Annotated in this window: 10 protein-coding genes; 9 read left to right on the top strand and 1 reads right to left on the bottom strand. The window is 55.9% G+C overall.

Features of this window, described 5'->3' with window-relative positions:
- Positions 1 to 393: 393 nt before the first annotated feature.
- The 8 genes from J7447_RS24675 to J7447_RS24640 all read left to right on the top strand — a co-directional run bounded on the left by J7447_RS24675 (position 394) and on the right by J7447_RS24640 (position 10141).
- Positions 394 to 1422: a hypothetical protein gene (locus J7447_RS24675; RefSeq protein ID WP_209171252.1), complete on the top strand. Its 1029-nt coding sequence runs from the start codon at positions 394 to 396 to the stop codon at positions 1420 to 1422.
- Between the two features lie 235 nt (positions 1423 to 1657).
- Complete coding sequence (locus J7447_RS24670) at positions 1658 to 4324, top strand: AAA family ATPase (protein WP_353653815.1); 2667 nt, start codon at positions 1658 to 1660, stop codon at positions 4322 to 4324.
- Between the two features lie 249 nt (positions 4325 to 4573).
- Positions 4574 to 5641, top strand: coding sequence for a serine hydrolase domain-containing protein (locus J7447_RS24665; RefSeq protein ID WP_209171250.1), 1068 nt, complete (start codon positions 4574 to 4576; stop codon positions 5639 to 5641).
- A gap of 118 nt (positions 5642 to 5759) precedes the next feature.
- The gene (locus tag J7447_RS24660) at positions 5760 to 6692 is read left to right on the top strand and encodes a hypothetical protein (protein ID WP_023001264.1); all 933 of its coding nucleotides are present in this window, start codon (positions 5760 to 5762) and stop codon (positions 6690 to 6692) included.
- A gap of 315 nt (positions 6693 to 7007) precedes the next feature.
- Positions 7008 to 7781 (top strand): prephenate dehydrogenase, encoded by a 774-nt coding sequence (locus J7447_RS24655; RefSeq protein WP_209171249.1) that lies wholly within the window; start codon positions 7008 to 7010, stop codon positions 7779 to 7781.
- A 480-nt stretch (positions 7782 to 8261) separates the two neighbouring features.
- A complete protein-coding gene (locus tag J7447_RS24650; protein ID WP_209171248.1) occupies positions 8262 to 9215 on the top strand; it encodes a homocysteine S-methyltransferase family protein in 954 nt (317 codons plus the stop codon).
- A gap of 18 nt (positions 9216 to 9233) precedes the next feature.
- Positions 9234 to 9521, top strand: coding sequence for a DUF1127 domain-containing protein (locus J7447_RS24645; protein WP_075283510.1), 288 nt, complete (start codon positions 9234 to 9236; stop codon positions 9519 to 9521).
- A gap of 2 nt (positions 9522 to 9523) precedes the next feature.
- Complete coding sequence (locus J7447_RS24640) at positions 9524 to 10141, top strand: GNAT family N-acetyltransferase (RefSeq protein WP_209171331.1); 618 nt, start codon at positions 9524 to 9526, stop codon at positions 10139 to 10141.
- Positions 10142 to 10171: 30 nt separating this feature from the next.
- On the opposite strand, the gene J7447_RS24635 is transcribed toward J7447_RS24640, so the two are convergent.
- A complete protein-coding gene (locus J7447_RS24635) occupies positions 10172 to 11275 on the bottom strand; it encodes a hypothetical protein (RefSeq protein WP_152533263.1) in 1104 nt (367 codons plus the stop codon).
- Between the two features lie 435 nt (positions 11276 to 11710).
- Between J7447_RS24635 and J7447_RS24630 the strand changes: the two genes are divergently transcribed.
- On the top strand, positions 11711 to 16228 hold the full coding sequence (locus J7447_RS24630; RefSeq protein WP_209171247.1) for a VCBS domain-containing protein: 4518 nt from the start codon (positions 11711 to 11713) through the stop codon (positions 16226 to 16228).
- Positions 16229 to 16242 lie beyond the last annotated feature (14 nt).

Below are 16242 nucleotides of genomic sequence, written 5' to 3'. Positions count from 1 at the left end.
GCGCTGCGAGCGCGTCTCGGTAATGAGAGTTGGCGCATCGTGACCGTGGAATTCCTCTTGTCGATCGTGGATCGAACAACGGTGCCGGTGCGTGTCTCTCTCCCAACTGCATACGTTTGCAATACTGCCGCCAAGCATCCATTGCAAGCAAATTTGCATACGAATGCATTTCAGAGGGAACACGCTCGTTGCGAGCTGTGCGTTTTGTGCGCAGGTGACGGTGGGAAGGCCATCGGCAGGATATGCGGAGGGCTGTCCGTGTCGCTTTTCTGATCGATGAGGTCTGAAACGCAAAACCACGGCCGGTGGCTACAACTTGGCTGTCTCTTCGGTTAGTAATCGCAACCATCAGAATCTGTTCGAAAACCGGACAGAATTCCACAGGGCTTCAGAATGTTTCAGGTTGATGGCGGCCGGATAACCGACCCCGACGTGCTTGTTGCGGCCGACCTCGCTCGGGCGGTCGAAGGGACTGAGGGACTTGTGGTCCAGTTCAGCAATCCGGAGGCCTGCAAGGTTGCGAACCTTCAGGCATTGAACGAGGCCTGCCGTCTGGCAGGTGACCGGTTGACCGTCCGGTTTTACCAGCACGACGATGAAGGCTTTGACGCGCGCTGCCTGAACCATTTGCCGGATGTCGCAAACCTGGCTCTCGATTGCCTGGACCGCATCTCGCACGTTGAAGCAATCAGCCAGTTACCGAAGTTGGAGCGATTGCATTTCGGAGTGTTGGACTTTGACCAGCCACAGTTCCTGCAAACCTTGAACCTGCGGCAATTCCGAAGTTTGACTGTCGCCGCCAACCGGAAAAGAAACCTCGATCTTGCCCCGCTTGCCGACGCGGTGAACCTGCAGGACCTGTTCGTTCAAGGTCACTGGAAGGGCATTGAGGTCATCAGCCACTTGCCCGATCTGGCAACCTTGTCATTGAGTTCGTTTGCCGGGAAACATCGTCTCGACTTCGTATCCTCCATTGCGTCCCTCAAACAGTTTACCCTGATCCTGGGCAGCCGGGCCAACCTGGGCGACTTGTCACACCAGACGCTAGAGAAACTGCGAATTTTAAGAGTATCCGGACTAGGCACACTGGGTGACCTTGGAAGGTTTCCCGCGCTGTCAGCCTTGCAGGTTCATGATCAACTCAAACTGGTTGAAGTGGACCTGAGAAATGTCGGTCTGGAATGGCTGAGCTTGTTCAATTGCAAGAACCTGAAAACACTCCCGGGCCTCGAATTGCAGGATCGTCTTCAGGAATTTGAAGCATGCCGCGTCGGACTGGATCTGGATAGCCTGCGCGACAGAACGTGGCCGGCCACGACACGTGCCGTCCGGTTGATCTCCACACGTGAGAAATGGAATGTGGAAGCAGAAAAGAAGCTTGCCGAACGGAAGCTCAGCAGCGAGGTCAGCAGGTGGTTCTGACGAGGTGCATCTGGTCTTCTCTCCGGGCAGCGAGGCAGGCCCGAGATCATTCCTGGCCTCTTCCGATTGAGAACATTTTCCTGCGAAGGTCGCATTGGTGAAACGCTGTGCAAATCGCCCCTTTCGAGTGCGTTTCGATCGGTAAATCAAGAAAGAACTTCACAACCAGTTATTGAGAATTGCCGTAGCGACCACTCTTCCATAGATTTGTTTCCAGGTCCGAAACCGTCTTTTTTTGGTTGGTTTGTTGCTACTTGAACGCGAAGAGCAATTGCAAATATTGGATGAGGTTCGCCTTTCCATTTCCAGGTCGGGTGGACGGATCGTATTCGTTGCCGGGGAAGCCGGGATAGGAAAGTCGTCTCTGATTGCGGATTTCCTGAGCAGCCTCGGGCCCGAAACCAGGAAGGTCATCGGTCTTTGCGATCCTTTGATCACGCCGCGCCCGCTCGGGCCGATACGAGATATTGCAGCAGGTCTTTCCGGATCGACACAGATCCGCGATGAGGAAGCCATGCTTTTTGGCGGCCTGGTGGATCATTTGTCGTCTTTGCGAGAACCGGTGGTATTGGTGATCGAGGACCTGCACTGGGCGGATGATCGCACACTGGACTGGTTGAAGTTCATTGGCCGCAGGATCGCGATGCTGCCGTTGCTGCTGGTTTGCAGTTATCGTGATGACCAGTTGGAGGGTTACCATCCGCTTCGCTCAGCCATGGGCGAGATCGTACCGGCCCGAAAGAAGCAGATAAATCTCGCTCCTTTGTCTCTGGACGCGGTGCAGATGCTTGTTGGGTCAACCCGCCTGGCTCCCGACCGTCTCCTGGACATCACGGGCGGTAATCCCTTCTTCCTGACCGAATTGTTGGCTCAGTCAGCAGACGGCAGCAAGGTTCCCCAGACCATCGGGGATGCGGTCGATGCGCGTCTTGCAGGATTGCCGCAGGACGTCGTGCGGTTACTGGAATATGTGTCTTGCTGGCCTGGTGCAATTCCGTCGGGCATTCTCCTGGCTTTGCCTCTGCCCGACGGCTACGGCACCCTGACGCAGGCTATCGAGAAAGGCCTGCTGATTGAAAGCGGCGGAAGGCTCTCCTTTCGTCATGAGATTGCGCGGATTGCCATCTACGATCGGCTCAGTCATCCAAGGCGGGTCGAAGCGCACAGGTGCTTCCTGGATCATCTTTGCAACCGGGAAGACGGAGTGCAGCCTCTCGACATGATCGTGCATCACGCCCGCGGAGCCGAACATGAGCAGCTACTGCTGCGGTATGCACCGCTTGCCGCAGACAATGCGGCAAGCCTCGGAGCCCATCGCGAGGCCGCCCGCTTTCTTGAACATGTCTTGCCGCTGGCGGACAGCCTGGACCTCGAGCAGGCCGCCGAAATCTGCGAACGTTGGGCCTATGAGGCAGGCCTGTCGCTTGGCATCGACGCAGACGTCATTTCCAACCGCCGCAAGGCGGTGGAGCTCTGGCGCAAGGCCGGAAATGAAAACCGGGTGGGAGAAAACCTGAGATGGCTGTCCCGGCTCCACTGGTACAGGGGAGAAGCCGAGGAAGCCAAGAGGTACATCGAGGAAGCAATCGAAGTCCTGGAAAACAACGCCTCGGCCACCGAATGGGCGAAGGCGAAGGCATACGCCCTTCGCGCCCAGTATCATATGCTTCAAGACGAGATGAGTGAGGCGGTGACGTGGGGGCGTCGGGCCTTGACCTTTGCGCAGGCTGTCGAAGACGTTGAAACCTGCACGCATGCGCTTAACACGGTCGGTTCAGCCATGCTGTTCCGAGGGGATCCGGAAGGGGAGACGCTGTTACGTGAGAGCCTGCGGATCTCGCTGGAAAACGGGTTCGATGAGCAGGCCGCGCGGGTTTATACAAATCTCTCCGAATGCCTCATAGAAATGCGTGCCCTCGACCGGGCTGAAGATCTGATCGATGCCGGGATCCGTTTTGACAGTGCTCACGATCTCGACGCCTGGACCTATTACCTGATTGGTCGAAAGGCACAGCTTCGGCTGGAACAGGGACGTTTTGACGAGGCAGTCACGATTGCACGCGGGGTCCTGGGACAGGAAAACCAGACCCTGCTCATGCGGATGCCCGCGCAGATCGTCCTCGCCCGCTCCCTTCTGCGCCTCGGTGATGCGGCCGCCGGAGAGGCTTTGCAGCAGGCACTCGTTTCAGCGGAAAAGATCGGCGAACCCCAGTACCTGACGGTTCTGAAGATCGCGGAAATCGAGCAGTCCGTGCTGGCTGGGACTTCAGAAACCGCAGCGCAGGCCTGGGACTGGCTCTGCAGTCTCGATCCCAGGCTCCTGAGCCCGCGAAAGCTGGGCGAAGCGATGTTCTGGGCCCGGATTGCGGAATTGCCGCTGAAGTCCACTTCCGCCCCTGGCCTTCCGGAGCCTGTTCGCCTGGTTCTCGAGGGGAAGGCCGAAGAAGCCGGATTGGCGTTTCAGATGGAAAGTTCGGATTATCTGGCAGCCTGGTCGTTTGCCGCAACCGGAAAAGTTGAACGGCTTCAGGAGGCCGATGAAATGTTCCGGTCCATGGGGGCGATGGCGGCCCGTCGCTGGTTGCGCTCTCGTGAAGGGGTATCCGGCCTTCCGCCGCTGCAACGCGGGCCTTACAAGAGTTCGCGCAACCACCCTTACGGTCTCACCGCAAAGGAGCAGACAGTGCTCCGACTTCTTGTCGAGGGAAACAGCAATGCGGCAATAGCCGAAACGCTGAGCCGGTCTCGCAGAACCATTGAAAACCATGTTTCATCGATCCTCTCCAAGCTGCAGGCAAAGGACAGGGTGGAGGTCCTTTTGCGTTCACAGAGCGAACCCTGGATCGTTCTGGCGGAAGACGAGGCCGACGTGGAAATTGAGTATTCGTCGCACGAAAATTAGGTGCACCCACCCATGATCCGTTTGGCCATCGGCCGTAGTGTTTCCGTGAGCTAACGCGTCTCAGGAAACGGATTTCGTGTCATGTTCAAACCTATTTTAGTATCCTTTATCGCGATGGGCCTCCCGGTTGCCGCCAGTGCTTGTGATCTTCCGGCGGAGAGACCCTCTTTCATTGATGTTCAGGAAAAACCGGACTTTGATACCGCAACGTTCGCAGCGTTGGTCGCTCAAGCGATTGGAGACCGGTACATGGGGTACGCGGTCACGTTGCGCGGCGAAAACGGTCGCATCATTGCCCAGGTCAACCACGGCTACGCCCGCACTCCTTGCGAGAGTGGTGGCGAGCAGCGCTTCAACGGCCGCACCGAGGCCGCGATTGGCTCTGTCTCGAAAGTTCTGACGGCGGCAACGGTTATTAACCGAGCCGAGACACTCCAAAGCGTCTCGCTTGACGACCGGTTTCAGGATTACCTTCCCCGACGTTGGCAGGGCGAGCTCGACACCTCCCTGCAACCCGTTACGCTTCGGAATCTCCTGCAGCATCGCGCGGGGTTCGCCAAGTCCGGAAAAACAGTCTGGGATCATGCGTTCACGTTGCAGGAACGCTATCAGCTTGGTGCTGAAACCTACATCGTCAGAGCACAGAACATCGCAACAAGCGCGAATGCCTGCGTGCCTGAACCCGTGACGAAACGTTGTTACGCGAATACGTCCTTTGCGCTCTGGAATGTCAGTGCCGCTTCTCTTGTGCCGGCAAAATGGACGCAGATCGAGGACGGGTTTGCCCCCGGCGAGATAACATATGACAGTTATCTCCAGGTTCATGCGTACAATCGGTACCGGGATATCGTTGAAAAGACCCTGTTCGAGCCGGTTGGTGTGACAGGCGGCTGCAATACGTTCTCCGATCCGGCGCGAGGCGCCCTCTATTACAACGGACCGATGGATGAGGCCGGTACGGATCGCACCGAAGTCGGCAAGCCGTGTGCTATCGGAGGCTGGTTTCTGTCAACGAGAGCCCTCTCTAAGGTCGTCCATCGCATCGTTTCGACGCGCGAAGTTGTCAACGACAATCACGAGCTGATGTTTTCCGCAGATGATGACCGGCTCGTTTTTGCAAGCCGTCCAAGAACCAACGATGGGCGGGCCGTATCCCACAACGGAAGCCGTTGGGGCGGACAGGCGACTGCTGAGGTGGTTGTCTTTCCGAATGGCTTTGTCGCGGCAGCAATCGCGAACTCCCGCCCGGCAAATGAAGGCGTGGGACTGAGGAAGGCGCTGATCGATGGCTACAACGCAGCGCGTGGGCCGTCGTAAGAACTATTAGCTCAACTATGCTTCATATGAATAAGTATAAAAGATCTATATTTTCATAAATGCAAGTATAGAAAGTTCTAAATGGTATAAATAAAGAGATAATTGAACAGGAAAGACAATGAATCTATTCGACTTTCCCAGCGCGATAATTGCCACGATCTCACAAGCGATTTCAAAAGGGATCAAAGATCCTTCCAATCTCGCTGACCTGGTTTTCTACTGGCACCATCCCGAGTTGCGCGGTTCGGGGATCAGGAAAGGCATGAACAACTACGATGAACTGTCAAAGGAATGGCTGAGCTATTATGACCTGTTTGCCAGGGAATATGGTCCCGTCGCCCCGAAATCCGGTGACAATTCCGACAGGACTTCGTGGCGACCTTACGAAAAATCGAACATCGATGGCATCGGTTTCATCAGTTCCGACATCAAGGCCTGGGCGTCACGACCACCGAAACACAAACGTGAGGTGGCGGCTTTTGTCAGTAACAAGATGGATGGTGACCGGGCACGGCTTTTTATCGTCTGGAAAACAAATGATCCGAGGAGCCACTGTAAATTCCACAATGTGTCCGAAAACGGTTCGATCCACTACTGGACCGAACAGCCGCTCGATTACAATACGATCAGGCAAGACCACAAGCTTGAGGTCAATTGGATCACATACCTAGGGAACGACGCCGGCGTTAAAGGTATTGCGTTGATGAATTTCGGCCTGAACGTCATCATTTTCGATAAAACATTAAAGAACGGCGTGTGCCTCTCGCTGGCGCGCAGTGCTGCGAAAAGGGCTCTGGCTGAAGAAGCCAAACAAACGTACGAGCTTATGCAATCGGTCGTAGGTGGGGCGAGTGGTGCCAAGATGGCAAAACCGAAAAATTTTGGTGACTTGGCCTGGCATTCGTTTGGCGCCCAGGTGAAAAATGTCGTTGAGAACAGGTTTCCTCGATCCGTGTCGCCAAACGTTGGATCCCTTCATGGCATACGTTTCAATGACGAAATCAAGGACGGCAGCGGCAAGGTTATCGGTTGGGTAAACTACTTCGACTAAGGGTCGCTGAATTCATCTTCGCTGGGCCGGCTGCGTTGGGTGGCGCGCTGGAAACGGTTGTTTGAATTGTCGTGTTATCGGTCACTTACCTGTACGGTCAACACAAGTTGCCATTTCGAGATGATCGCGCCGCATTGACTTGTCCCACCGGGCTTGCTAGCTCAAGAGCATGAGCAACGTCCTGCACAACACTGCAAACTATTATTATCCGCCAAGTTAGCGGAGGGACTTTGTTGTCTGTTTACCGCTGCATCGCCAGCGGTTGTGACTCGGTATACAGCTCTTGGCCTTGCAGCCAATTCACCGAGTTAAGTCATGACTGTTTTCCAAGCTGCAATATGTAAACCACATCGCTCTCTCACCCTCGGCCTTATCGGTTACGGGGCGTTCGGGCGATTGATCGCCGAGTATCTTTCTTCTCATGTTGAACTGCTGATCCATGATCCGCGTTATGATGGCAGTGCGGACCTTGCCGAGGTCGCCGCCTGCCGGATCGTGGTGGTCGCTGTTCCGGTAGCTTGCATGGAAGAAACACTGTGTGCGATCGCGCCGCATCTGCGGCCGAATACGCTGGTGCTGGATGTCGGTTCGGTAAAGGTCGAGCCCGCTCGTCTGATGTTGGAGTTGCTGCCACCACATGTCGAAATCCTTGCGACCCATCCGCTTTTTGGGCCGCAAAGTGCTCGCAACGGATTGCAGGGACTGAAAATCGCACTGTGCCCTTTGAAAGGCCGAAGCTACAAACGTGTTGCCGCCTTTCTCAAGGTGGCTCTTGGGCTGGATGTGTTCGAAACAACACCGGATGCGCATGATCGCGATGCCGCGCTGTCCCAGGGCCTTACCCACTTGATTGCCAAGGTGCTGGTGAAGATGGGGCCGCTTCCCCGGATGACCACCACCCGAAGCTTCGACCTTCTCAACGAGGCTATCGAAATGGTTCGCCACGATCCACCGGAGCTTTTCGATGCGATCGAGGGGCTGAACCCCTACGCTTCGGGCGTGCGTCGGCGTTTCTTCGACCTTGCCTCGGAGCTTGATATTGAGCTGCGCACGACGCCGCATCTGCCCGGCCGGACTGCCCTGTCATGAACCGGGCCCTCTAACGGGCTCCGTTCGGTTCGATAATCAACGCCGCAGTCAGTCAAACCCGCCTGACTGCGGCAAGGTCAAGCCGGCTTGGTCTCTTGGGACCGCGCCGGCTCTAAACGAGGCTCCGCAAGTTTCGGCCAGCACCCCTTGCCGGATGCTTGTGTCTTTGGCCGATACCCCGAAAGTCACGCGTTAGATGCGTTGATCGGTTCAATGCCTTCTCCTGGCCATTGTCCCCTCGCGGCAATTCCCCTTCGCAAATGGTCAATTTCTCGAAGATGAACGTCCACCTCATTCGGTGTGACGGCCGTCATACGTGAAAGTTCCTTGGCCAGCTATCTAAGGTCAGGTCGTCGTTTGATTGGGTAGCCAAGCATCGCGCGGCAAAATTACTGAAATCAACAAAATAAATGTTGCTCTGCGGCGGAAGGAAAAACGCAACGCAGTACGCAAATCATTTGAGCCAAGAGAATACCGAAGATGGAACTTTACAAGTACCGTAATAAACTGCCGCAGATTGGTGAAGCCTGCCTGCTCACCGATGGTGGCCTCGAAACAACTCTGATTTTTCATGATGGCATCGACCTGCCACTGTTTGCTTCCTTTCATGCCTTGAAAGAAGCAGAAGGCCGCGCTGCCCTTCGCTGTTACTACGAACGCTACGCCCGTATCGCGAATGCGCAGGGCACGGGCTTCATTCTCGACAGCGCGACCTGGCGCGCCAGCCGTGACTGGGGTGACCGTCTTGGCTATTCGGCCGAAGAATTGAAGCATGCAAACCAGGACGCAGTTGCAATGCTTTTTGAACTGCGTGCCGAGTTCGAAGGTGAACATCCCTTTGTCATCAGCGGCAATATGGGTCCTCGGGGAGATGGCTACGCACCCGAAACCATGATGTCCTCTGCCGAGTCCGAGGACTATCACGCTGTTCAGGTCGCCACGCTGGATGCGGCAGGGGTCGATATGATCAGCGCGATCACCATGACCCATGCCGGCGAAGCCATGGGCATAGCGCGAGCCTGCGCGAAGCGGGACGTGCCGTTGGCTCTTGCCTTCACCGTTGAGACCGATGGGCACCTGCCGACAGGCCAACCCCTGAAGGACGCGATCGCCGAGCTCGATGCCGACTGCCCGCCCGCCTACTACATGATCAATTGCGCCCACCCGGATCACTTTCGGCACGTCCTGGAAGAAGGAGCGGACTGGACACGGCGAATTCGGGGTCTGCGCGCGAATGCTTCGCGGTTGAGCCACGCCGAACTGGATGAAGCTGAAGAGCTGGATGACGGCAATCCGCAGGAACTTGGCAGGGACTATGCCAACCTCCTGTCGGTCCTGCCGAACCTGCGGGTCTTCGGTGGCTGCTGTGGTACCGACCACCGGCATGTCGACGCAATCGGGCAGACCTGCCTCCACCAGCCCCTCAGGGCGTAAGGAACGGGGAGTATCACAATGACCGTTTCGACCATGGTTGGCAGGATTGCCTGTCGCAGGAACGCGATCGGGATTCTGGAACGTTGGCGCAGAGCCAGGAAGAACCGCATCCTGATCCAGACACTGGAGAGAATGTCGGACCATGAACTGCGCGACATCGGATTGAACCGTGACAGCGTGCGCCATGTGATCCGTAACGGTGACACCCGGGCGCTGCATCACCTGAGGCCCGCTCCAGCTGTCGTGCTGGATGCGGCGAAGGGGGATGGCATGTGCAATGAGGTCAACGCGGGAGAAGTGAAGTGAAAATGTCGGTCCAATCGAAAGGCGAAACACGGAGCGAACAGATCCGTCCGGCCACGAAGGCAGACGCACATGAAATCGCCTCGCTTTTCCTGATGTCCTCAAATGGACTTGCTTCTTACATCTGGTCTCGCGTCGGGGTTCCCGGCGCGGACCTCCTGGAGGTTGGGGCATCGCGGTATTCGCGGGAAAACACGGCGTTTTCCTATCAGAATTGCCACATGGTTGAGATTGGCGGCCAGGTGGTGGCCATGCTGCATGCCTTCAAGATGGAGAGTGACGAGACACCCGAGGCCGATCCAGTCCTCAGGCCCTACTCCGAGTTGGAAGATCCAGGCTCGTTGTATGTTTCCGGCGTGGCTGTCCGTCCGGAATTTCGCCGTCGCGGGTACGCGCGAAAGCTGATGATCCTTGCCGACCGTCTTGCAGCCGCGCAAGGTCTCACGCGGGTTTCACTCATATGCTTCGACAGGAATGTGCCGGCACTTCGTCTCTATGCGTCACTGGGCTTTCGCGAGATGGATCGTCGCGCCATCGTACCGCATCCAAGCCTGCACTACTCTGACGGCAATGCTCTTTTGCTTGTACGAGAGTGCACTGCCAGGGAGCAGGTGGAGGGTTGATCTTCACCTGTACCCTGGAAGCCCGGGCTGTCACTCGAAGACCTTGAACCGCTCGTAGACCTGGAACAGCTGTTTTTGTGAGTTGACGGCCATCTTTGTCATCGCAGACTTCAGCTGTTTTCGAACGGTATCCTGCTGAACACCCTTGACCCGGGAGTAGTCTGACAGCGGCTGCAGCGCTATGACAGCGGCAATGGCGGCGCTCTCGCTTCCACTCAGTCCAAAAAACTGGCTGATACGGTCGAGCGTACGCGGAGAGAGAATGTCCTGCGGATTGAGCACCACGATCTTGTAGGTCACCCAGCGTGCCGGTTCCAGTCGTCCGTCAACGAAACGGGGGAGCGGGTTGAACACCTGCACGGCGTAGGTCGTGTTGGTTTTGCTATCGAGAAGACGCACCAGTGGCGCTTCCCCGTTTCGAACGCGCCGATGAACCGCGTCCAGCTTCTTTTGTTCTCTTGGATTGCGGCAGACCAGTCTGCCATTTTGAATTCTCACGAAACCCAGGTCGAGGATATCCTGCGCGATTTGGTTGACGTATTCAGTCTCACCATTGGCAAGCATGATGACGCCATGGGTTTGTGCATCGTTGGACGATCGGTGAACGAGTTCCCGTTCACCGGTTTCCATGCGCAGCTGCCGAAGTTGAAGCGCCTTCCTGGCATGGACAACGAGCCTCGAAAAATCCTCCATTACCTCTTTGGAGAAGGTCCCGTCTTTGCGCACGCTTGTAACACCGAACCACCCAAGTCGACCTTCAACGGTGATGTTACTGCCCATGATCCTGTTCACATCATATCGCGGAAACAGATCGTGATGGATCGGACTGGAGCGTAAACCTTCTTGTGTATTGAACTGATCGTCCGTCATGACAGCCCCTACAGGTGATTTCGTTATGAGTTTTAAGCGGTAATCGATGTTGACATAGTGCTGGTGGTATTCATCGAGAAAACTCGGATCCATATTGGCGGTGAAATTAAGTCCAATCGAAGAGTTATCCTTCCCAAGAAGACATAAATGAGACTGAGCCGCGCCAAGGTAAGTAACTATTTTTGAAAGAGTTTCTGAAAACAACCTCTCCGTTTCTACGCTCTCATATAACTCTGCGATAAGCTTCTCGAGTTGCTCGGACATTGCTAAAACACAACATTCTGACAGTAAAAAAATATGAAGAATGGCACGACAAAAACTATGCAATCGTATACACAACTCTAAGGGGAGGCAATAACGTATTCCGTGAGGAATTATTTTTCTCGCGTGCCAAAAAAATTAACAAATGGTTAATTAGGGTGCAAATGTTGACCATACGTCATTTTAACACCCCTCAACGCATTGAAACTCTAAAGCTTTCTCCGAAGTGTTGTTTACGCTGCGTATTTTCTGCGGCTTCGTCTGAAGGCAAGGTTAACAAACTTCTTGGTTAACGCAGCCCCCATTTGGGGAATGGCTCAAATTGAAACAGTCTGCCAAGTCTGCTCGTGCATTTCAGCAAGGGTGATTTTTACACCCATTCTTTAATCACCGGTTGTCCCTCTCGGGCAGCCGGTGGAGCTAGTCAGGAATGGATTAATGCCTAATAACATCAATCTGTCGGAATTTTTCGACTCCATCCGCGCCACTCTGGCGGACATCAAGAACAGCACTTCCACGATCAGCGACGTTGACGTTGTCGGTACTTACATCGAAGAAGACGGCAGCGATCCGACCCCGGACGTCTCCAGCATCAATTTCGTGAATGGGACGACCGGTGCCGATGTGCCGCTCGAAGGAACATCTGGTCTTGATCTCGTGCTTGCCAGAAGCGGAAACGACATGCTTGTCGGTTACGGCAGCATCGACATCCTGCTCGGCAGCGACGACGTTGATACAATTGATTATTCTTACCTGAACAGCACAGAAAACGGCATCTTCATCGACCTTCGCAGCGGTATCGCCGTGAGCAAGGGCGGCGATATCGATCTGCTGTCGTCCATCGAAAATGCCATCGGTACGGTCAATGACGATGTCATGCTCGGCAACGGCCTGAACAACATCTTCTTCGGCAACGGCGGCAGCGATATCATTGACGGCCGTGGCGGCTCCAAGGACGTTGCCCAGTTTGCGGGCAAGGCTGAAGATTACGACATCAAGACCAACGAAGACGGTTCCGTCAGCATCACCAACGGCACCGGCACGACCACCCTTTACAACATCGAACTGGTTCAGTTCGGCGAAGGCAGTGAAGTCGGTGACATCCATCTCTTCAGTGTCACGGATGGCGCACTGGTCGCTCATAACGATGCGATCGACGTCACCGAAACCACCGGCGACGACGAAGCGGAAGTTGCAGCGACATTCAACGTTCTCGGCAACGACGACGAAATCGGCGAAACCGGTGGCCAGGTCATCACCCAGCTGGCTTTCAAAACGGCTGGTGGCTCGATTGTCAACGTTGATGCCGTCGCTGATTCAGACGGCATGCTGGAGGTCGAAGGCAAATACGGCACCTTGTTGCTGAACGTCGAAACGGGCGAAGCCAGCTACGTCTATTCCGAAGAAGCGAACCGCCTCGCCGATGGCCAGGTGGGTGTCGATACCTTCGTTTATCAGGTTGTCGGTGGCGACAAGGCCGAATTCAAGGTCACTGTTACCGGTAGCAACGATGCTCCGACGATCGGAGGCGATCTCTCGCTGAACTTCCTGCCCATCGTTGAATGGCCGGGTGCGGAAGACGAAGGTTACGTCCATACCCGCGGCGGTGTCTTCGAGATCAATGATCCCGATACGGTCGTCAATCCGGACAATTTTGAAGTCCAGATCAGCGAACCGAACCTGTCCCTGGCCTCCGGTGCCGGTGAAATCCTGGAAATGCCGGGCGATATCTACGCCGCACTGACAGCCAAGGATACGAATTTCCTCTTCTGGACATTCGACCAGTTCGACGACCAGGGCCGGGTAACCTATTCCTACAAGGTCCAGGACAAGGCTATTGACTTCCTTGCCGAAGGCGATGTTCTGACGATCGACTACACGCTTCGGGTTCAGGACACGAATGACCCGGACTCCTTCGTCGAGCGTCCGATCACCGTGACGATCATCGGCACCAACGACCAGCCGGAAATCCTCGTCGAGCAGAGTGTTCTTGACTTCGCAGTCGACGAAGAACTCAACGCCAATCCGCAGAATATCGGCGAATTGAGCGGCAACATCGTGGTCGACGATCCGGATCTGGGCGACACGCTCTATATCTCGGTCGAAGGCGATGGTTCGCCGGCCTATTCGGAAGGCGATATTCCGGACGGTGTCGATATCAGCAGCCTTCTGGCATCCAGCAACTTCAACTTCACCAGCGGAGACGCACTGGACAACATCTTCTCCGTGCCGAAGGGCGAAGATGGGAATGTTGAATTCACCTATGCCTACAACGGCTCGGCTCCACTCGACTGGCTGGCGGACGGCGAAACGCTGACCCTGACGTTCGACGTCAAAGTCAGCGACCGGAACTGGTTCCCGGAAGGCACCGACACCACCCAGATCACCATCACGATCACCGGCACCAACGACGTTCCGACGCTGACTGCGGTTGACGTGAGCGGATCCATCGTTGAAGGCGATCCGTCAACCCTGTCCGACAGCGGCTCGATTGACTTCTCCGATCTGGATCTCTCCGATACGCCAACGGCGACCTTCGCAGTCAAGAGCGTTGAAGGTCTTGATGGTGTCGGCCTCACCGCAGGCCAGATCGCGAATATCCAGGCCGGTTTCGGGCTGTCCGCTGATCCGGGCAACGCGAACGACGGTACGATCAACTGGTCCTACAGCGTCGCGGAAGAGCATCTTGACTTCCTCGCTGCAGGTGAGCAGGTCGAAGTCGTCTACACCGTGACGGTCGATGACGGCAACGGCGGTGTCGTGGATCAGGATGTCACCATCACGATCACGGGCACCAACGATGCTCCGACGATCGGCGGCGATCTCTCGCTGAACTTCCTGCCCATCGTTGAATGGCCGGGTGCGGAAGACGAAGGTTACGTCCATACCCGCGGCGGTGTCTTCGAGATCAACGATCCCGATACGGTCGTCAATCCGGACAATTTTGAAGTCCAGATCAGCGAACCGAACCTGTCCCTGGCCTCCGGTGCCGGTGAAATCCTGGAAATGCCGGGCGATATCTACGCCGCACTGACAGCCAAGGATACGAATTTCCTCTTCTGGACATTCGACCAGTTCGACGACCAGGGCCGGGTAACCTATTCCTACAAGGTCCAGGACAAGGCTATTGACTTCCTTGCCGAAGGCGATGTTCTGACGATCGACTACACGCTTCGGGTTCAGGACACGAATGACCCGGACTCCTTCGTCGAGCGTCCGATCACCGTGACGATCATCGGCACCAACGACCAGCCGGAAATCCTCGTCGAGCAGAGTGTTCTTGACTTCGCAGTCGACGAAGAACTCAACGCCAATCCGCAGAATATCGGCGAATTGAGCGGCAACATCGTGGTCGACGATCCGGATCTGGGCGACACGCTCTATATCTCGGTCGAAGGCGATGGTTCGCCGGCCTATTCGGAAGGCGATATTCCGGACGGTGTCGATATCAGCAGCCTTCTGGCATCCAGCAACTTCAACTTCACCAGCGGAGACGCACTGGACAACATCTTCTCCGTGCCGAAGGGCGAAGATGGGAATGTTGAATTCACCTATGCCTACAACGGCTCGGCTCCACTCGACTGGCTGGCGGACGGCGAAACGCTGACCCTGACGTTCGACGTCAAAGTCAGTGACCGGAACTGGTTCCCGGAAGGCACTGACACCACCCAGATCACCATCACGATCACCGGCACCAATGATGGACCGGTGTTCTCTGGCGGTGTCTTCGATGGCGTCCTCGAGGAAGCCAATACCCCGGCACAGCTTGAAACATCCGGTGAGGTCTTCTTCACCGACCTTGACCTGTCCGACACGCCGGAAGTGACCGCTCAGTTCACCTCTGTCGAACCAGTCGCAGGCAGTGGTTTCACGCTGACGCCGGAACAGAAGGTTGCCTTCACGAATGCGCTGACGGTGCAGCAATCGGCCGGTAACGCCAACAACGGAGGCGCCACCTGGACCTTTGCAATCGCCGCAACGGCACTCGACTTCCTCGCCCAAGGCGAACAGCTGGAAGTCAAGTACCTCCTGACCGTGACGGACGATAGCGGAGCGACGGACACGCGGGAAGTGACGGTCGTCGTGACCGGCACCAACGACGATCCCACGATCTCCGAAGCGGATGTCCTGGGCGAGGTGACGGAATCCGGAGTCGGGGAAGACGGTACAGACGTTGCGACTGGCCTGATCGTCGGAATGGACGTCGATATTCGGGATGTCCTGACCTACTCCGCCTCTGTCGTTGACGGGGCACTGGGTCAATTCAGCATCGATGAGGATACCGGTGAATGGACCTATACCATTGACCAGTTCAACGCCAATGTTCAGGCCCTCAACGAAGGCGACAGCGTCGACGAAGTCTATACGGTAACCGTATCCGACAACAACGGCGGCACTGTCACCACCGACGTGACCATCACCATCAACGGCACGAACGATGCCCCGACTATTGAGGACTACACGGGTTCGTTCACTGTTGTTCACAGCAACTCCAACAACGACGAAAGCAGCTTCAATCTTCTTGAGCTTCTGGCTGCCAACGACGTTGATGATGGTGAAACGGAAACGCTCCAGATCGATGAGATCTCGGGTACTCTCAGCCTGTCCATCGCAGGCCATCAGGTGACGCTGGATATCGCCGATCTGGAAGCCGCAGGGCTTTTGAACATCGGTGAAGCCGACGGCAGCGTGACCTTCACCCATAACCTGGAACGCATTATGGCCCAGGTAATGGATCAGGGCGAAACCGCCAACATCTCGGGTACCATGACTGTCGTGGATGTCCATGATGCGGTCTCCAACTCCGCCGAGTTCGATATCGAACTGTCGGTAGATCCGGACAAGACCAACACCTTCGGCGGTGACGACTGGACCACCGCGGACGGTGCGGGCGACATCCCTGAAATGCTTATCCCGACATTTGACGGAGACGGCGACGGTCCGCTGGTCGTCTGATCATGAAACTTCTG

This window comes from Labrenzia sp. R5_0 (genome assembly GCF_017743835.1).
GTDB lineage: Bacteria > Pseudomonadota > Alphaproteobacteria > Rhizobiales > Stappiaceae > Roseibium > Roseibium algicola.
This window is presented reverse-complemented; position numbering and strand designations above follow the sequence as displayed.

Bases quoted from the DNA above. Each gene is read 5' to 3' on its own strand.
- J7447_RS24675 (WP_209171252.1), top strand. From the start codon at position 394: ATGTTTCAGGTTGATGGCGGCCGGATAACCGACCCCGACGTGCTTGTT.
- J7447_RS24665 (WP_209171250.1), top strand. From the start codon at position 4,574: ATGGGGTACGCGGTCACGTTGCGCGGCGAAAACGGTCGCATCATTGCC.
- J7447_RS24660 (WP_023001264.1), top strand. From the start codon at position 5,760: ATGAATCTATTCGACTTTCCCAGCGCGATAATTGCCACGATCTCACAA.
- J7447_RS24655 (WP_209171249.1), top strand. From the start codon at position 7,008: ATGACTGTTTTCCAAGCTGCAATATGTAAACCACATCGCTCTCTCACC.
- J7447_RS24650 (WP_209171248.1), top strand. From the start codon at position 8,262: ATGGAACTTTACAAGTACCGTAATAAACTGCCGCAGATTGGTGAAGCC.
- J7447_RS24645 (WP_075283510.1), top strand. From the start codon at position 9,234: ATGACCGTTTCGACCATGGTTGGCAGGATTGCCTGTCGCAGGAACGCG.
- J7447_RS24640 (WP_209171331.1), top strand. From the start codon at position 9,524: ATGTCGGTCCAATCGAAAGGCGAAACACGGAGCGAACAGATCCGTCCG.
- J7447_RS24635 (WP_152533263.1), bottom strand. From the start codon at position 11,275: ATGTCCGAGCAACTCGAGAAGCTTATCGCAGAGTTATATGAGAGCGTA.
- J7447_RS24630 (WP_209171247.1), top strand. From the start codon at position 11,711: ATGCCTAATAACATCAATCTGTCGGAATTTTTCGACTCCATCCGCGCC.